General features: G+C 65.8%; 20 protein-coding genes. 8 read left to right on the forward strand and 12 right to left on the reverse strand.

Annotated features, from left to right (window positions below):
* Positions 1 to 59: 59 nt before the first annotated feature.
* Both QRN07_RS14405 and QRN07_RS14410 read right to left on the reverse strand, forming a co-directional pair.
* On the reverse strand, positions 60 to 851 hold the full coding sequence (locus QRN07_RS14405; RefSeq protein WP_285241384.1) for a TIM barrel protein: 792 nt from the start codon (positions 849 to 851) through the stop codon (positions 60 to 62).
* Positions 848 to 1,969, reverse strand: coding sequence for a Gfo/Idh/MocA family oxidoreductase (locus QRN07_RS14410; protein ID WP_285241385.1), 1,122 nt, complete (start codon positions 1,967 to 1,969; stop codon positions 848 to 850). The genes QRN07_RS14405 and QRN07_RS14410 overlap by 4 nt, the downstream gene beginning before the upstream one ends.
* A gap of 103 nt (positions 1,970 to 2,072) precedes the next feature.
* Here QRN07_RS14410 and QRN07_RS14415 point away from each other — a divergent pair, with 103 nt between their 5' ends.
* Positions 2,073 to 3,074, forward strand: coding sequence for a LacI family DNA-binding transcriptional regulator (locus tag QRN07_RS14415; protein WP_050683873.1), 1,002 nt, complete (start codon positions 2,073 to 2,075; stop codon positions 3,072 to 3,074).
* A 12-nt stretch (positions 3,075 to 3,086) separates the two neighbouring features.
* On the opposite strand, the gene QRN07_RS14420 is transcribed toward QRN07_RS14415, so the two are convergent.
* Positions 3,087 to 3,353, reverse strand: a complete 267-nt coding sequence (locus tag QRN07_RS14420) for a hypothetical protein (RefSeq protein ID WP_050683975.1) — start codon at positions 3,351 to 3,353, stop codon at positions 3,087 to 3,089.
* Between the two features lie 152 nt (positions 3,354 to 3,505).
* Here QRN07_RS14420 and QRN07_RS14425 point away from each other — a divergent pair, with 152 nt between their 5' ends.
* The 3 genes from QRN07_RS14425 to QRN07_RS14435 all read left to right on the forward strand — a co-directional run bounded on the left by QRN07_RS14425 (position 3,506) and on the right by QRN07_RS14435 (position 4,924).
* Positions 3,506 to 4,246 carry a YoaK family protein gene (locus QRN07_RS14425; RefSeq protein ID WP_285241386.1) on the forward strand — a complete coding sequence of 247 codons (741 nt, stop codon included), beginning with the start codon at positions 3,506 to 3,508 and terminating at the stop codon, positions 4,244 to 4,246.
* 77 nt (positions 4,247 to 4,323) lie between these two features.
* A complete protein-coding gene (locus QRN07_RS14430; protein WP_285241387.1) occupies positions 4,324 to 4,458 on the forward strand; it encodes a hypothetical protein in 135 nt (44 codons plus the stop codon).
* Positions 4,459 to 4,534: 76 nt separating this feature from the next.
* On the forward strand, positions 4,535 to 4,924 hold the full coding sequence (locus tag QRN07_RS14435; protein WP_050683875.1) for a DUF7793 family protein: 390 nt from the start codon (positions 4,535 to 4,537) through the stop codon (positions 4,922 to 4,924).
* Between the two features lie 131 nt (positions 4,925 to 5,055).
* On the opposite strand, the gene QRN07_RS14440 is transcribed toward QRN07_RS14435, so the two are convergent.
* Together QRN07_RS14440 and QRN07_RS14445 are read right to left on the reverse strand one after the other, a co-directional pair.
* Complete coding sequence (locus QRN07_RS14440) at positions 5,056 to 5,433, reverse strand: hypothetical protein (RefSeq protein ID WP_285241388.1); 378 nt, start codon at positions 5,431 to 5,433, stop codon at positions 5,056 to 5,058.
* 30 nt (positions 5,434 to 5,463) lie between these two features.
* Positions 5,464 to 6,147, reverse strand: coding sequence for a DUF4166 domain-containing protein (locus tag QRN07_RS14445; protein WP_285241389.1), 684 nt, complete (start codon positions 6,145 to 6,147; stop codon positions 5,464 to 5,466).
* Between the two features lie 840 nt (positions 6,148 to 6,987).
* Between QRN07_RS14445 and QRN07_RS14450 the strand changes: the two genes are divergently transcribed.
* The gene (locus QRN07_RS14450; RefSeq protein WP_285241390.1) at positions 6,988 to 7,515 is read left to right on the forward strand and encodes a DUF3995 domain-containing protein; all 528 of its coding nucleotides are present in this window, start codon (positions 6,988 to 6,990) and stop codon (positions 7,513 to 7,515) included.
* A gap of 40 nt (positions 7,516 to 7,555) precedes the next feature.
* Here the strand turns inward: QRN07_RS14450 and QRN07_RS19790 are convergent, their stop codons facing one another.
* The gene (locus QRN07_RS19790; RefSeq protein WP_162242786.1) at positions 7,556 to 8,140 is read right to left on the reverse strand and encodes a GNAT family N-acetyltransferase; all 585 of its coding nucleotides are present in this window, start codon (positions 8,138 to 8,140) and stop codon (positions 7,556 to 7,558) included.
* A 92-nt stretch (positions 8,141 to 8,232) separates the two neighbouring features.
* On the opposite strand from QRN07_RS19790, the gene QRN07_RS14455 reads away from it, so the two are divergent.
* On the forward strand, positions 8,233 to 8,670 hold the full coding sequence (locus tag QRN07_RS14455; RefSeq protein ID WP_285241391.1) for an SRPBCC family protein: 438 nt from the start codon (positions 8,233 to 8,235) through the stop codon (positions 8,668 to 8,670).
* Between the two features lie 15 nt (positions 8,671 to 8,685).
* On the opposite strand, the gene QRN07_RS14460 is transcribed toward QRN07_RS14455, so the two are convergent.
* Entirely contained in the window at positions 8,686 to 9,171 is a 486-nt protein-coding gene (locus tag QRN07_RS14460; RefSeq protein ID WP_285241392.1) for a hypothetical protein, read from the reverse strand.
* Between the two features lie 145 nt (positions 9,172 to 9,316).
* Between QRN07_RS14460 and QRN07_RS14465 the strand changes: the two genes are divergently transcribed.
* The gene (locus QRN07_RS14465) at positions 9,317 to 9,844 is read left to right on the forward strand and encodes a hypothetical protein (RefSeq protein WP_197273497.1); all 528 of its coding nucleotides are present in this window, start codon (positions 9,317 to 9,319) and stop codon (positions 9,842 to 9,844) included.
* On the opposite strand, the gene QRN07_RS14470 is transcribed toward QRN07_RS14465, so the two are convergent.
* On the reverse strand, positions 9,796 to 10,902 hold the full coding sequence (locus tag QRN07_RS14470) for a GmrSD restriction endonuclease domain-containing protein (RefSeq protein ID WP_285241393.1): 1,107 nt from the start codon (positions 10,900 to 10,902) through the stop codon (positions 9,796 to 9,798). The genes QRN07_RS14465 and QRN07_RS14470 overlap by 49 nt on opposite strands.
* 191 nt (positions 10,903 to 11,093) lie before the next feature.
* On the opposite strand from QRN07_RS14470, the gene QRN07_RS14475 reads away from it, so the two are divergent.
* Positions 11,094 to 11,486 carry a VOC family protein gene (locus QRN07_RS14475; RefSeq protein WP_050683883.1) on the forward strand — a complete coding sequence of 131 codons (393 nt, stop codon included), beginning with the start codon at positions 11,094 to 11,096 and terminating at the stop codon, positions 11,484 to 11,486.
* Here QRN07_RS14475 and QRN07_RS14480 read toward each other — a convergent pair.
* From QRN07_RS14480 to QRN07_RS14495, 4 genes are read right to left on the reverse strand one after another with little or no spacing between them, the layout of a single operon-like run.
* Positions 11,483 to 12,511: a LacI family DNA-binding transcriptional regulator gene (locus tag QRN07_RS14480; RefSeq protein WP_050683884.1), complete on the reverse strand. Its 1,029-nt coding sequence runs from the start codon at positions 12,509 to 12,511 to the stop codon at positions 11,483 to 11,485. The two genes, QRN07_RS14475 and QRN07_RS14480, sit on opposite strands and share 4 nt — an antisense overlap.
* A 31-nt stretch (positions 12,512 to 12,542) precedes the next feature.
* On the reverse strand, positions 12,543 to 13,274 hold the full coding sequence (locus QRN07_RS14485) for a cupin domain-containing protein (protein ID WP_285241463.1): 732 nt from the start codon (positions 13,272 to 13,274) through the stop codon (positions 12,543 to 12,545).
* Between the two features lie 2 nt (positions 13,275 to 13,276).
* Positions 13,277 to 14,281 carry a DUF6807 domain-containing protein gene (locus QRN07_RS14490; RefSeq protein WP_285241394.1) on the reverse strand — a complete coding sequence of 335 codons (1,005 nt, stop codon included), beginning with the start codon at positions 14,279 to 14,281 and terminating at the stop codon, positions 13,277 to 13,279.
* Between the two features lie 26 nt (positions 14,282 to 14,307).
* Positions 14,308 to 15,426, reverse strand: coding sequence for a Gfo/Idh/MocA family protein (locus QRN07_RS14495; RefSeq protein WP_050683886.1), 1,119 nt, complete (start codon positions 15,424 to 15,426; stop codon positions 14,308 to 14,310).
* Between the last annotated feature and the right edge of the window lie 71 nt (positions 15,427 to 15,497).

Raw genomic sequence — 15,497 nt, forward strand, 5'->3', positions numbered from 1 at the left:
GGCGAGGGGCGCCGGGCGGGTGGGGAAGCCCGGTCCCTGGTGCCTGGACAGCGGGTTCGTTACACCTCGAAGGCCCGCCGGAAGGCTGTGAGGGCAGCATCCCCGGCGTCGAGGCCCTGACCTCCCGACGCGTAGGCTTCCATGCCGATCACTCCGCTGTAACCAGCTTCCGCGAGGGCCTTCGCCACACCCTGGTAGTTGATCTCGCCGGTCCCGGGTTCGCACCGGCCGGGAACGTCGGCCACCTGGATCTCGCCGATCCACGGCATCGCGGCCCGGACCAGCTCGATCAGGTTCCCCTCTCCGATCTGCGCGTGATAGAGGTCCAGCATCAGCTTCACGTTCGGGTGGTCCACCGCGGAGACCAGGGCCAGGGTGTCCTTGGCCCGGGCCAGCGGGATGCCGGCGTGGTCCAGGATGGTGTTGAGGTTTTCCAGCGCAAACGTCACGCCATGCTTCCCGCCCAGCACTGCCAGGTTTTCCAGGGTGCGGAGGCCTGTCAGCCACATTTCGCCGGTAGAGCGCTGCAGCGGACGGACGGCATGGCCGCCTTCTCCCAGCTCCGCCGGGTGCACCACCATCCGTTCGATTCCCAGTTCATGGGCGGTGGGAATCAGGGCTTCGGCCGAAGAGAGGACGCTGTCGGCACCATCGGGGTCGATCAGGCTGCCACCGAAGTACCCGCTCATGGAGGAAAACCGTGCGCCCGTGGCGGCCAGGGCTTTGATGTCCTGGCCCCGCGTGTCCCACACCTCCACCTCGAAACCCTGATCGTGGATCCGGCGGGCCCGCTCGATGAGCGGGAGCCCGCCGTAAACCATTTCGGCGCAGACGGCCAGCCGGAAGCTCATGCCCGGTGGCCCGCCGGCTGGATGTCAGGTTCTGCCGGCTGCAGGTCAGCCACGGCTGAGACCTCCACGGGAAGGCCGGACCGGGCGGACCTGGCAGCGGCCAGGGCCACGGCAAGGGCGTTGCGTGCATCGGTGCCGCCCGGTGCCTGCCTTGATGTGGTGGGGCTGCCTGCACGCCGCGCCCGGACCGAGTCCACAAAGTCGGCCAGTTCCGCGGTGTAGGCGTCGTGGAACAGGTCCACGTTCAGGCGCACTGTGGCCGCGCCGATGCCGGCCGCGGTATAGCTGGTGGCGCTGGATGCCTGCGGACCGCCCGCGGTCACCATGCCGGCGGAGCCAAACACTTCGCCCCGGACGTCGTAGCCGTAGAGCGCATTGAAGTTCGCCTCGGCCACCGCGATGGCCCCGTTGCTGTAGGTGACGGTGACGACGGCGGTATCCAGCAGTCCGCCTGCCTTCGCCCCGGGTGCCACCAAGGCATCGGCCACGGCGTGGACACGGACGGGAACCGCGCCGGGGTTGAGCCAGTTCAGGGTGTCGAAGTCGTGGATCAGGGTCTCCAGGAAGATGGTGTCCGGCGCGACGCGTTCCGGCGCCGACAGCCCGGCGTCCGTGCCGGGATCGCGGGTCAGGGACCGGAGCAGCTGCGGGGTTCCCACAGCGCCGCTGTCGATCAGGTTGCGTGCAGCGGCGAAATCCTTGGCATACCGCCGGTTGAAGCCGAACTGGACAATAACGCCCGCAGCGTCAGCCTCAGCGAGTGCGGCGTCGAGCTCCTCCAGGTTCCTGCCGCCAGGCTTCTCGCAGAAGACGTCCTTCCCGGCCCGAGCCGCTTCGGCGATGAGGCTGGAGTGGAAACGCAGGGGCGCCGCGATCAGTACTGCGTCGATGTCCGGATCGTTCAGCACATCGGCTGCGTCTGCACTCGTCTTTTCAACACCAAGGCGGGACGCCACGTCCGCGACATTGGCTTCAACGGGATCGGCGATTGCTTCCAACCGGGCGTGCGGGACTCGGAGGGCGATGGATTCGGCATGGAAGTGTCCAATCCAGCCGGCTCCGATGAGCCCAACCCGGACGGGGCGGTCGACGGTGACCGGACGCTGCGTGTAAGCCATTGCTGTTCTCCTGAAGTTCGTATAGATCGTTCTAGTAGACATATCGTGGCACGGCTTCCGGCACTTGTCTAGATCGTTCTATAGACTGCTGGAAGGAGGATTTATGACTGATTCGAAACGACCCACCCTGATGGACGTGGCGCAGGCGGCCGGTGTTTCGAGGGCCCTGGTGTCCATTGTGATGCGGGACGCCGCGGGGGCCTCGGCCGCCACCAGGGAACGGGTGCTCGAGGCCGCGGCGAAGCTGGGTTACCGGCCGGACAGCCGGGCCCGCATGCTGCGCAGCGGCCGGACCCGCCTGCTGGGGGTGAGTTTTTCCACCTCGCATGCATTCCATGCCGAAATCGTTGATGCGGCGTACGCCGCGGCCGGCCTGCGGGGTTACGAACTGGCCTTGAGCGCGGTGGCCAGCGGCAGGTCGGAGGAGCGCGCCGCGGAAGCCCTGCTCGACTGGGGCTGCGAAGCCCTCATCCTGATTTCGTCCACCCTGGGCAACGAAACGCTGGCGGCCTACGCGCGCCGGGTGCCCGTGGTGAGCCTGCTGCGGGAGGACGTCGGGGAAACCGTGGACTCCGTCAGCAGCGATGACCGCGCAGGGATCCGGATCGCCGTCGAACATCTCGCCGGACTGGGCCACCGCCGGATCGTGCACGTGGACGGCGGCACCGCGGTATCAGCGGACCGGCGCCGCACGGCCTTCCGGGAGGAAATGACGCGGCTGGGACTCGAGCCCGTGGTTGTTCCCGGCGGGGCCACGGAGGAAGAGGGAATCCTCGCCGGAGGGCTTCTTGGGGCCAGCACGCCCACGGCAGTGATCGCCTTTAATGACCGCGTGGCCCTGGGAATCCTCGAAAGCCTGCGGAACGGTGGGAAAAGTGTTCCGTCGGACATGTCCGTCCTCGGGTACGACAACAGCCATTTCGCCCGGCTGAGCTACGTCCAGTTATCGTCCGTCAGCCAGGACGGCCCGGTCCTCGCCGCCGAGGCCGTCAACCGGGCCATCGACCGGGCCGAGGGGAATGCGGCGCCCTCCAGGGTGGTGGGAACCCCCCACCTGGTGGGCAGGCGGACCACGGCCGCCCCTGGGGCTGCCGTGGCTACCTGAACGACGGGAGGGTTACTTGCCCAGGCCCGGGTGGACCGGCACGAAATCGATCCTGTTGCCTGAGTTTGACCGTCCGGACGTGGTCCGGGAGTAGCCCCGGGCGTCCAGGTTGTTTTTGGCGCGGTAATCCGCGAGCGCGGCGTCGTAGGCGGCGTTAAGGGCCTCGCCGGAGAATTCGCCGGTGCTGCCGTCGGTGAAGGCGATGGCGATGCGGACGGCGGCCGGGTAGTGGCGGCTCATGCGGACGAAGCCTTCGGCGTCTTGGTGAAGCGTGATCACAGTGTGCTGCTTTCGGTTGATGGGACTGGCTTCCAGTTTGGCGTACTTTCCGTAACATGGGCGCCACACCGGCGGCGTCCGGCGCATACTGGACAGGTTGTTTTGAGCAACCGATAGCGTTTATCGCCGCCGGACCACCGAAAGGCACCCGCATGCCCGCCCGACTCTCCCCCGCCAACCCGGCCAGGCTGCACCTGGTGCTGATGCTGGTCCTGACGTTTTCCACCGGGGTGATCGACGCCGTCGGCTATCTGGGCCTGGACCGTGTGTTCACCGGAAACATGACCGGCAACGTGGTGATCCTGGGGATGGCGCTGATGGGCGGCGACGACCTGCCCATCCTGGGCCCCATCGTGGCGCTGGTTGGATTTATGCTGGGCGCCCTGCTGGCCGGGCGGACGCTGCGGCCCAGCACAACGGGCTGGAACCACCGGACCACCGGGCTGCTGCTCGCCGTCGGCGTGGTGATGCTCGCCGTGGCGGTGGTGTTCCTGGTCGGCGGGACACCCCGGCACGGTGAACCGCTGATCGTGGCCACCACGGGAATCCTTGCGGTGGCCATGGGCGTCCAGGCCGCCACGGCCCGGCACCTCAATGTCAAGGATGTGCCCACCGTGGTGGTTACCTCCACCATCACCGGCCTTGCGGCCGACTCCCGCTTCGGCGCCGGCACCCACCCGTTCTGGGGCCGCCGGCTCATGGCGGTGGTGCTGATCCTTGCGGGTGCCGCCGCCGGAGCCGGGCTGCTGCAGCTCCACATCGGCCTTGGAGTTTTGGCGACGTCGGTGCTCACGGTGGGGGTCGCCGTCGTGGGCGGAATCCTGGGCCGTGGGCCGCGCCCGGCGCCGAAAGCCGAGGTGCCCGCCGGCGAGGCAGCCGGGGCGGTGCGCTGAGCGACACTTATTGGGTCCCTTTCCACTGCACCAACTTGCAGGTGACGTAGGGTCTGCAGGGCCCATTCCGGGACGACATGCAGGCCATGTTCCGCTGGTTCGCCGAGACTCCGGGCTATGCCGCCGACCTTGAGCAGGTCCGCAGCATCGCGCCAGGCACCTGGACGTTCGAACAGTGGCTTGGGACCGTGGACCTCGCTCCCGCTTCTTAAGTACAAGAGCAGAACCACTAACATCCCTGTTGACAGCAATTTTGACGCCATTGGCTAGAACACTCACAGTTGTCCCATGGACCATTTCGTTGCTTCCTACACAAACGGGCTTTTGCGGCTCAACTGGGTTCAGGGGACCTTCGTCACCTACGAAATCGCCGTCCAGGCGGCCCGTACGCTCGAGAAACTCGCTGGCGGCAAAACAGCGCCAATCCTGGTCGACGTTGAAGGCGTCACAGGAGTCGCAGCAGAAGCGAGGGCAGGTATGAACGCCTACCGGGGATTCTCCACGATTGCCATCAAGGGTGACTACCCCATGGGGACTGTCCTCTCAGCCTTTGCCCGGCAATCACTCACTCCCACCGCGTACTTCACCAGCGAGAACGCTGCCCTCCGTTGGTTGGCCCAGCAGACCGGGCACGAACAGCGGAACGAGGCAACGGACTACTCCGATGCTGAGGGGTGAGCACTCATGCCTCTGAGCGATTATCCGGTTCGACGTCTGAGCGCTACAGCTCGTTTCCGCGGGCGGGCTTTTGAGCACCGCGTCGGGATCATCGACGTGGAAGGACCAATCCATAGTCAAACATCCGTTCACTAGGAGATGGGGGAGGAATACCGCAGGTAGATCTTGAGCTCCCCGCGGTCACTGGAAATCCCGGTGCAGGTCTCCCTCAGCGTCCACAGGTTGAGGGGCTCGCAGCTTTCCGACGTCAGCCCCATTTCGGCTGCAAGCGACTGTGCCGTCTGCCGCGGTTCAACGTCCACCATCATTTCCCGCCAGCAGCCGCCTGATCCGCATTGCGTGGAAATTTCCTCTACTGCGCTGGGCGGCGGAATCGCATGGAACGCCGAGTCGGAGGGAACGGCCCCCTCATCGATGGCAGACCAGAGTAGGGAGCCAATCCAGGCGATCAAGACCAAGCCGAGGGCAAGTAATGAACCGCTGATGGCTACACGCTGCTGGGAGGTCATCCGTGGATCCTCATGGCGTCTCCTTGCTTGCTAGTCACGGATTTCCTCCCGGACGGGTTTGAGGTGGTCCGGAAATGGCTCGTCCGTGAGGGCTGGAAAGGTGCAGGTGAACTCGCCGCGGTACCCGAAGAGGAACCCGAGCAGCGGATTCCGGACCTGCATCTGGATGGTGTAGACACCCCGCTCGTCGTCAAAGTTTTCATGGAGATCTGCGGTGCCGGTCAGGCCGGAGGGAAAAGTGAAGCCCAGGAAGCCTTCGTAGAAGCGTTGCGCTGTTGTCTGAAGGTGCAACGACCCATCCGCCAGGACGTTCAGTTTGAGGTCCATTGCCAAGTGCTGGTGTGTGCCGAGGTAATCGACGATGCAACCGCGCCCGGGACTGTAGACCATGGTGGCGTCGAAACGGTGCTTCCGCGAGTTGGGAAGCGCCAGGGTTCTGACGAAGGTGACCGTGGGCCTGCCGAACCCATCAAGGTAGGGATAGTTCTCAATCGTGAACGGGATATCCGTTCCCTGGTCAGGAAAAAGGATGTTCCGATGGGCGCCGAGGAGAAGGAACGGGAGCGTCCACCAGCCACCGCTGCGTACTTCCGAGAAGACCCCTTCACCGATGCACGCATAGGCTCCCCCGACGTCGACGCCAAAGCGTTTCTGCAGCATCGGGTGCAGCTTCGCGAAGTCGGGCCCAAGGGCGAGTTCGAAAATTGAAGCCATGGTTTTTTGCTCCTTCTTCAGCTGTCGGCAGCCGATGGGGACGGCAAATCGCTGAGGGCCGAGGGGGCCCGACCGGAATGGTGGTCCGGCGCCTGTCGGAGGCAGCGCGAAGCCCTGGGTACCGTCCAATGTGGCGGGACCAAAAACGCAGCGAGCACGGCGGCACCGGAAATCAACGCCCAACTTCCTCGTCTGCGTCCGACGGCCCTGCGGAACATTTCCAGGCCGCCGGCCACGGCACAAGTTCGTGCCGCGGCGTCCATGATCCACCGGTTGCGTGCCCGTTCGGGCTCGATGCCTGATTCCGCCCACAGCCGCAGCCGGTCAAAGCTGAGGGCTGTGGCCCAGCCCAGCGCCGGCCGGATGAGGTGTGCATCGAAGATTGTTCCGATCCTCCCCATCCCCGGGCTGTAGTTGTACCCGGTGATAAACCGCACGCCCCGGTCCGTGGGGATATACCGCCAGTACCCTGATCCTTCGCCGATCGGAGACAGCACGTCGGCGGTAGTGAACCTGAGCACTGATGTGGCCTGGCCATCGGCTCGGTGGCGGCTCCCGAGGGAGATTCCGGTTCCGCGGATCGTGTGCATCGGCAGCCAGAACTCATACCGGAACCGTAGGCGCCCGTCGGGGTCGCCTGCCTCAGGGACTATCCCGGAAAAGCGGAGGTCCCAGCGCGGGTGCAGACCCGGGTCCTGGCTCAACTCCCAGATGCGTTCCATGTCGGCCCGGACGCAGGTTTCAACGTAGATCGGTTTGCGCGCTGCGGATCTCCTCCGCACTGGACTTTCCCCCATCTGAGAATCATAAGCGTCCGCACACCCGGACTATCCTCGGCGTATGACCTCCACGGGTTCAACCAACACAGGCCGCCGCACGTCGGAACACAGCGCAAGGATCGCGCGCATCGCCGTTGTGATGGCGTGCTGTGCCGGAGTGCTGCATGCTGCTTCGAGCTTTTACTGGGCCTTCGGGGGCCGCTGGCTGCTGGGGACGGTGGGCGCATGGGCAGTCAAGGCCGTGGAAGACGCTCCTGCCGTGACCGGCCTGGTGCTGGGCGCCGTCGGTCTGGTGAAACTGCTGGCAGCGGTCATTCCCTTGGCGGTAGAAGCAGGCCGGGCGCCGTGGCCACGGGTCTGGCGGGGCGTCTGCTGGGCCGGCGCCCCCTTGCTGGTGGTCTACGGCGGCCTGAATATCGCCGTCAGTGGTGCGGTCCTGCTGGGGGCGATCCCCGTTGACGGCGGTTTTGACCGTGTAGCGATGGCGGGCCATGTTTTTCTTTGGGACCCGCTTTTCCTCTCTTGGGGTGTTGCCCTGATGGTGTGGTTGCTCTGCAGCCGGGCCCCCGAAAGCCCGTCGCTAGGATGAGTCCCGTGCGAGTAAGCAGGACTTTCCGATTGCCATTCGTTTAATTGCGCGCGATGAGCCATTCAAGCTGGGACTCCGTGAGTACCCGGTCTGCATAGATCTCCCAGCGCGCCAACTCAGTGCCGATGCCCGTGGTGGGCCCTTCCCAGCGGCGAGCGAGTCCAGCCCGTTGCGCTACGACAGAGGAAGCGCGGTTATTGGAGAGTATTCGGGCCGTCACCGGCACCAAGGGGAGTGCCGCACCTGCAGCTGTCACTGCGGCCTCAGCCAGTTCGGTGGCGAGACCCCGCCCCCAGCTCCGTGGAGTCAGACGATACCCGAGGTTCCACACACCACCCTCCGTCATGGACACCCCTCCGGCTCCGATGAACGTTCCGGCGGGCAGGTCCTCATCGGCACCGGCCCCGCTGATCCTGACAGCCCACGGACCGAGACCTGCTCGTTCCCAACTCTGCCGGTGGCGCCGTGCCAGTGCTTCCGATTGCTCGCGTGCAGTATGCCGCCCGGACGGAAGATGCTCCCAGGTTGCCGGATCGCCGTACACAACAAACACATCGTCGATATCGTCGGTCGAGAGCGGGGACAAAACGAGTCGAGCGGTACTGCTCGGGATGGTCGACGTCACGGTCCATCCTCTCAGCGCCAGCCGCCTCTCCTGACATCGGCAGGCCCGGAAAGCTCAACCACGGGAACCGGTGACTGGTAGATTCAGGGTCCATGACCTGGCCGGTAGTTCACATCTCCCAATCAATCGACGCAGGATTTGAGGCGGTCATCAACTTCGCCGCCGAGCCGCGGAACCTTCCGCTGTGGGCAGCCGGGTTGAGTACCGGCATCCGGAACGACGGCGGCCGTTGGGTTACCGATTCCCCGATGGGATCCGTCGAGGTGAAGTTCGTTGGCCCTACTGAGTGGGGCATCCTCGATCACGACGTGACGCTGCCGGACGGAACAGTGGTACATAATCCGCTGCGTGTACTCCGCAACAATAAAGGCGCCGAGGTTGTGTTCTCCATCTTCCGGCGGCCAGGCATGACTGACGCCGAATTCGAGGAGGACGCTCGCCTGGTTCGACTTGACCTGGCCCGGTTGAAGACCCTCCTCGAGCACCAAGCCGGCCCCACCGAATCGCCGGAAAAGCTGCCGCACCGCTAGCGCGCCCGTACTTGGCTAGTGATACCAGCCAACGGCGCGGTCGAACCGGAACGTGAGGGCGCCTGTTCCCGGCCCGCCTTTCCCACCTGAAGGAAAGTAAATGGCCCCGAAGTCGGCCCCTTCGGCGTCAAGCCGGGACATGGCCCACGCTTTCGCCTCATTCAGATCAGACCGCGGAATGCTTTCCCTGGTGGGTTCGACACCGCCGTGATGAATGTCGAGTTGATACGCACCTTCGCGGGAAACGTCGTGGCCGTGGCCGTGGCCGGTAGAGCGTTCATCGCGCCTGCTGATCAGCACCTGGGCGGACGCGTGAAGAATGGCGGGATCCCGCCGTCGCCCACCGTTGGCATACTGCTCCATCCGCAATCTGGAAACCACGCTCTCCACAGTGTCGGTGTCGCTGACCACGTAATTTGGTCCTGTGACGTCGGCTTCCGAGCCGCCCACGCTTTCCAAATACCGCATGAACTGGGACGAGCTGGACTGGATGGAGCTCATGCACCCTCCTTGAGGGTTTAACCCGGCAAGTACCGGTCCGCCTAACCATAGACCTATTCGTGTGATCGGCACCCGACCCCCCCAAAGAAACCGGTTTTATTCCCGAACCGTCACATGACGGTGAAAAGAAGCGCATAGTGGAGCAATGACGACCATCGCCGCTTCGCGAGCCTTTTACACCCGCGGCGACTCGTTCAGCAGCAAGGCATCCCGGGAGCACATCGAACAGGCACTCCACGCCTATGGTGCAACGGCCATCCGGTTCAGCAGCGAGGGTGCTGTTATGGCGTTGGCTTTCGCGGCTGGCGACCGCCAGTTCCGTATTGTTTTGGCGGTTCCGGAACCCGCGCTGGGCCCGCATGGCCGCACGGGCAGCGGGGCGGCCGCCGGCCCTGATCTGGCGACAAAACGCCAGGAACGCTCGGCCCGCAAGTTCTGGCACGCATTTTCCCTGGCGGTGGACGCCAAGCTCGCCGCTGTTGCGGAGGGGGTTGCCACCCTGGAATCCGAGTTCCTCGCCCACGTGCTGCTTCCGGGGAACCGGACTGTTCTTGAGGAGCTGACACCGCTCATCGACAACGCTTATCGGTCCACCACCCGGGATTCAGGCACCGCTGGTCGGGGCTATTCGCAGGCAACTCCGTCGTTGTCCCCGTCCAAGCCCGCACGGTAGCCGGCCTGGCCTGAGTACAACGGCGCAGCACCGGCAGCCTTGGCTGCCGCACAGCTCGAGAAGTAGGTGGCATCCGGGGCAGGTGCCGGAGCTACAGGCTCAGGCACAACGGGCGCAGGTGCCTGCTGGTTTGTCGGCGCCAACTGGCCTGAGCAGTCGGCCAGGATGGTGGCCATCGCATTATGCTCCGGCTGCGTGACCCACAGCGAGTAGGTCGCCTTTACGGAGATTTGGCGGGCCACATACTCACAGCGGAATCCCTTGTCCGGTGGCAGCCAGGTGGCGGCGTCGCCGTCGCTCTTTTGCTGGTTGGTGGGACCGTCAGTTGCCTGCAGGTTCAGCGGATCATTGGCCAACGACGTGCGCTGCTCCGTGCTCAGCTGCTGCGCCCCCTTTTGCCAGGCATCGCTGAGCGCCACCACGTGGTCGATCTGGACGGCGGTGCTGGTGGCTGGGCCGCGGAGGAAGCTGATGCTTCGGCCGGTGTAGGGGTCCGCCAAGGTTCCGGACTGGACCTTGCAGGGCACACTGTTGGTAAACACGATCCCGGTCAGGTCCCGTTGGAGGATGTCGTTGCGGGTGTCGCAGCCGTTGCGGTCCACGTCCGCCCACGCCTGCCCGAAGAGCGCGCGGTCGTACCCGGTCCTGGGCGCGCGGCCCTTGATGGGCAGCGTGGCCAGCAGGTCAGCGGCCTTGGTGCCGTAAGCGGGCTGGGCGTTTGGCGCCGCCGCGCTTAAGCCCGGCGTCAGGGCGGGGGGCGATTCCGGGTCCAGGGGTGCACCGGTTACCTGAACCGTCGGATCGGCCGACGGCGCCGGGCCGGCTGACGCCGTCACACTTGCTGCCGCGCTGGCTGGCGTAGCCGTGGCTTCGACGGCGGCCGCTTCCTGGTCGGCGCCGTCGGAACGGGGTGTGGCCGTTAAGCCCCCGACGATCATCAGTGCCAGGAAAACGGCGGTTGCGCCACCGACGATGAAGGTGGACCTGCGCGGCTTCTTCGGCGGCGCCGGCGTCAGGACGGACGGAGCAGGACCCGCGAGGGCCTGGTGGTTCGACATGCTTTCCCCATTTAATGAAGGCCCGCTGCGCGCGCAGCCCGTTGTGTACCGGCAGATGTGCCGTCAGGTAGCTTAGGCGCCAGCCACGGAAAAGAGCGTTCCGCTGCCCTCGCGCGTCCGCCGGAAGTCAGAGTTTTTTGGGGTCCAGCCTGCTATTCCGCGCCGATGCGCCGAACTGTAGAGTGGCGCCCATGCAGATGCGACTCGAAGTTGTCCAGGTGCCCGTCTCGGACGTCGACAGGGCCAAAGCGTTTTACACGGAAAAGCTGGGGTTCGCGCTGGACCACGACGTTGAGCACATTCCCGGCATGCGGGTAGTCCAGCTGACTCCCCCGGGTTCCGCCACGTCCATCGTGATCGGAACGGGCATGACGTCGATGGCACCCGGGAGCCTGGAAGGCCTGCAACTGGTGTCCCCGGATTTGCCGGCGCTGCGCACGGACCTGCTGGGCCGGGGTGCCGAAATCAGCGACGTGCAGGACATGGGCGGTGTCCTGTTTGCCTACTTCAGCGATCCGGACGGCAACCGCTGGGTCCTCCAGGGCCAGACTCCCCCTTCGGTCCGGGACGCGCACCAGATCTAGGCGGGCGTGGCACCCGGCGGCGCCGTTGAGCCGCGAACCACCAGCTCGGTGCCCAGCTCGATCCGCTGCGGTAGTTCCTCGTCCCCGTCCAGGTGCCGGAGCAATGCCCGCATGGCGGTTTCGGCCATCTGCACCACAGGCTGACGGACGGTGGTCAGGCCTGGCTCGATCCACTCCGCCGCAGGGATATCGTCAAATCCGATGATGGACAGGTCTTCCGGGATGCGCAGGCCCGCAGCACGGGCTGCCCGGTAGGCTCCCAGGGCCTGGTCATCGTTTCCGGTGAAGATCGCCGTGGGCCGGTCCGGCAGCTCCAGAAGCTTCCGGGTGGCGGACTCGCCGGCACCGATGGAGAAGTCCCCCGGCAGCATCAGCGCGGGGTCCGCTGCAATGCCTGCCCGGCGGAGTGCGGAGACGTACCCGTCCTCACGGGCGCTGCTGCACTGCAGGTCCTCGCGGCCGCCGATCATTGCGATTCGTCGGTGTCCCAGCTGCAGCAGGTGCTCCGTGGCGGAAAACGCACCGTCCCAGTTGGCTGCTCCTACGGTCATAAGGTCCGGACCCGGCTGGCCCACAGGGTCGATCAGTACCACGGGGATCCCGAGTGATTTGATCCGCTGGATCTGCTTGGCATCAAGCTGGTAAACGGCCATCAGCAGCCCGTCCGATTTGCGTTCCGCCAGGTTGGCCAGCCACGGACGGATCCGGGAACCGTCCATGCTCAGGCTGCTCACCACAGTGCCGTAGCCGGCGTCCTGCGCCACCCGCTCCACGCCCTCAATGATCTCCAGCGCCCACTCGGAGCCCAGCCCGGGGAACACCAGGTCCACCAGGCCGGCCTTTTGCCGGCGCTTGGCGGGGCGGCGGGCGTAGTCGCGCCGGGCGATGATTTCCTCCACCCGGGCCCGGGTTTCTGCCGCCACATGGGCGTGCCCGTTCAGCACTTTCGACACCGTGGGGACGGACACCCCCGCTTCCCGGGCAATCTCGCTGATGGTTGCGCGCCCGGTTTCCTGCTTGCTCACGCCGCCGCCTGTTCCCCGGGCCGGCCCGGTACTAGTTATCGGAAAGTTCCCATGTTTGGATTCGCCCGCACATGCCGTAGATCCTATGGTTTTCCCGTTTTCCCATGGTAGTTCGGGCGGCTCCCAAATAGAAACTTTCGGCCGCGTCCAGAGACGCCAGCTGTCCGCGGGTGGTTTCCGCCTGGCGCGCCGCCCCCTGCTCCAGCAACCGGGCCCAGGCGGAGGTTTTGCCGGCCACCAAAGCAGCCGCCGCGGCGTGGAAGTCCGCCAGGGCTTCAGGTCCAGACGCCAGCACGGCGTCCTTCAGCTCCAAATAACCCGCCAACGCCAGGTCACGACGCCGGCGGGCGGCCTCCTCGCCCGCCCCCAGTCCCGCGTCGGCATCCTTAATCTCCAGCGCCGCCGCTCGTCGGTACGCCTCAGGATCAGCCAGATGGGCGCCCGGGAAGGTCATCACGGCGTCCCCGTGTTCCGGCAGCCCGGCGTTTTGCATCACCACCAGGACGGTGAGATCGCCGGAGTCATTGATGGCCCGGTGGACCGTTCCCGGGGTGAACCACAGCACCACTCCTGGCCGCAGGGGCGTGGAGGTGAATCCGCGTGAATCCAGGGTTTCCAACCGGCCGGCCCCGCTCAGCACCACGTATGCCTCGGTGGAAGCCGTGTGCATGTGCGGGGACCCGCCTGCTGCACCGTCGGCGCCGGGCCAGTCATAGATGCTGACTTCGGAAACCCCCGTGGCGCCGGGGAAACTGGAGGCGATGCTCACGCCCACCCCGCCAGGGCTGCCTGCGCGGCTCCCGCCAAAGCTTCGGCGCGGTCCGCGTCCACGCCGCCGTCGGCAATCACCACGGCGTACCTGTACGTGAGTGACACGCCATCCGCCAGGGGCACTTCCATGCTGAAGAACGGGGCTGAGCCCAGGCAGGCGAACATCGAGGAACGCGCAAACCATTGGTTGGGCGCGCCCGGATTTGCCGGATCTTCCACAAACGCGATGGTGGACTGCCGGCAGCTGTCATCATGCTTGCCGGTGAAGGCGATCCAGGGGGTCCGGGTGCCCATAAACTCATCCGCGCCGGTTCCGTCCGCATTCCGGAATTCGCCGCCGGTGAAGGACCGCGGGCCCCGCCAGAACAAGCCGCCGTAGCCGGCGTTGTTCCGGCCTTCGGTGGTGGGGCTGCCGAAGGTGATGGTGGCACCGGAGGTGTTGCGCATGGTGGTCTCGAAGAGGATGGCGTACGCGCCGGTTCCCGGGGCCTTATCTTCAGCCGCTGTGTCCCCATCGTGGGCGCCGGCGGAGCTGGCGGCGCCGGAGTCCGCGAGGACTTCGATACGGAACCGCCGGTCCTCGGCAATAACCGGGGCTCCGTCCTGGGCGGACCAGGCCAGTGATTCGGTTGCCGTGATGCCGCCCGCGGATTCCTCGATCGCCCCGAAGTCCTGGTGCGTCATGGCGCCGTTGTTGTCCAGGTTGGCGTACTCCGTGGCGCGGGTGTAGGTGGCGCCGCCCCAGAAGTTGTCCTTGCCCACGTTGGGCAGTGCCCAGGACAGGCCCTTGTGCCAGACGTGGTCCCACGGCCGCGAGATGGTCACCTCGTCCCCGCCCAGGGTGGTGAGCGGGTGGAAAAACGGCCGGGGGCTTTCGTACTGGTCATCGGTGGGCCGGTAGGTATAGGTGGCGATGGGGCGGCCATCGACGGTAAACGCGAGCGCGGCGCCGTCATCGGTGTGGCTCACCTGGCCGGTGGTGGTTGCAAGGGTGCTCATGGTTTTCTCCTGAAAAAGTGGTTGGGTCAGATGCTGGCAGCGCGAAGGGCGGTCCCGTCCAGCACGCGGCTGCCCAGTCCCTCCCCGTCCATGCCGGTATAGAACGGGTGGCCCGGCACAATCTGACCGCGGCTCACCGCGGCGCCGGTGAACGCCGAAGCGTAGATCGCGGCAGCAAGCTCAAGGGTTTGCCGTGCTGAGGCGGCGCCCGCCGGAAGCGGCCGGCCGGCGTCGAGCGCGTCATACATGGCCAGGAACTGCGCCACATGGCCGCTGCCCCGCTCCAAAGGCTGCGCATTCCATGCCCCGGCCACTGCATCCTCGTGGCCGGGCGCGGCAGTCACGGTCCAGTTGTCCGTGCTGTAGCCGTATAGGTGGCTGAGCTCCACTGTGGCGAACTCGCAGTCGATCCTGATGTCCGAGGTTTCCCGGGGCGAGAGCAGCGAATTGATGATGGTGGCCACGGCGCCGTTTTCGAAGCGGACGATTGCTGCGGACAGGTCTTCCGTAGAGGTGGCCCGGTCCTGCCGGGACGCAATGGCAGTGACCTCGGCCCACGGGCCCATCAGATGCAGGAGCAGATCGAACTGGTGGATCCCGTGGCCCATGGTGGGGCCGCCGCCTTCAGCATTCCAGGTTCCGCGCCACGGAAGGTCCCAGTAGCTGTCCGGGCGGTACCAGAGGGTATCGCAGCGGGCCACCAGCGGACGGCCGAAATCGCTGCCGCCGATCAGCTGCTGCGCCGCGGCTGACGCATCGCCGAACCGGTGCTGGAACACGCAGGAGAACTGCGCTCCACCGCGGGCCTGTGCCTTATCGAGCCGGTCAAAATCTGCAAGGCTCAGGGCCGGCGGCTTCTCCGACAGGACGTGCACGCCCGCTTCAAGGCATTCGATGGCCTGGTCAATGTGCAGCATCGGCGGGGTACATAGGTGCACCACATCCGGTTTTGCCTCCTGCAGCAGTTCAGTCAGCGTTAGGTAGCGGCCGGGAATTCCGTGCTGCCCGGCAAACGCGTCCAGCCGTTCCCGGTCCACGTCGCAGGCGGCTACCAGCTCCGCCCGCCCTCCGGTCCGGGAGAGGTTGTCGGCGTGCACCGCCGCGATGCCGCCGGTTCCGACGATGGCCACTCTGTACGTCCGCATGTTTTCTCCGTCATTGCAGTGGATGTTCGTTGCGCAGGTGGACTGTCACGGACTCTCGGGACGAAAGTTTC

The organism is Pseudarthrobacter sp. MEB009 (assembly GCF_030208875.1).
Lineage (GTDB): Bacteria > Actinomycetota > Actinomycetes > Actinomycetales > Micrococcaceae > Arthrobacter.

Coding starts and splice junctions, on each gene's coding strand:
- QRN07_RS14405 (WP_285241384.1), bottom strand. CDS start 851: ATGAGCTTCCGGCTGGCCGTCTGCGCCGAAATGGTTTACGGCGGGCTC.
- QRN07_RS14410 (WP_285241385.1), bottom strand. CDS start 1,969: ATGGCTTACACGCAGCGTCCGGTCACCGTCGACCGCCCCGTCCGGGTT.
- QRN07_RS14415 (WP_050683873.1), top strand. CDS start 2,073: ATGACTGATTCGAAACGACCCACCCTGATGGACGTGGCGCAGGCGGCC.
- QRN07_RS14425 (WP_285241386.1), top strand. CDS start 3,506: ATGCCCGCCCGACTCTCCCCCGCCAACCCGGCCAGGCTGCACCTGGTG.
- QRN07_RS14430 (WP_285241387.1), top strand. CDS start 4,324: ATGCAGGCCATGTTCCGCTGGTTCGCCGAGACTCCGGGCTATGCCGCC.
- QRN07_RS14435 (WP_050683875.1), top strand. CDS start 4,535: ATGGACCATTTCGTTGCTTCCTACACAAACGGGCTTTTGCGGCTCAAC.
- QRN07_RS14440 (WP_285241388.1), bottom strand. CDS start 5,433: ATGACCTCCCAGCAGCGTGTAGCCATCAGCGGTTCATTACTTGCCCTC.
- QRN07_RS14445 (WP_285241389.1), bottom strand. CDS start 6,147: ATGGCTTCAATTTTCGAACTCGCCCTTGGGCCCGACTTCGCGAAGCTG.
- QRN07_RS14450 (WP_285241390.1), top strand. CDS start 6,988: ATGACCTCCACGGGTTCAACCAACACAGGCCGCCGCACGTCGGAACAC.
- QRN07_RS14455 (WP_285241391.1), top strand. CDS start 8,233: ATGACCTGGCCGGTAGTTCACATCTCCCAATCAATCGACGCAGGATTT.
- QRN07_RS14460 (WP_285241392.1), bottom strand. CDS start 9,171: ATGAGCTCCATCCAGTCCAGCTCGTCCCAGTTCATGCGGTATTTGGAA.
- QRN07_RS14465 (WP_197273497.1), top strand. CDS start 9,317: ATGACGACCATCGCCGCTTCGCGAGCCTTTTACACCCGCGGCGACTCG.
- QRN07_RS14470 (WP_285241393.1), bottom strand. CDS start 10,902: ATGTCGAACCACCAGGCCCTCGCGGGTCCTGCTCCGTCCGTCCTGACG.
- QRN07_RS14475 (WP_050683883.1), top strand. CDS start 11,094: ATGCAGATGCGACTCGAAGTTGTCCAGGTGCCCGTCTCGGACGTCGAC.
- QRN07_RS14490 (WP_285241394.1), bottom strand. CDS start 14,281: ATGAGCACCCTTGCAACCACCACCGGCCAGGTGAGCCACACCGATGAC.
- QRN07_RS14495 (WP_050683886.1), bottom strand. CDS start 15,426: ATGCGGACGTACAGAGTGGCCATCGTCGGAACCGGCGGCATCGCGGCG.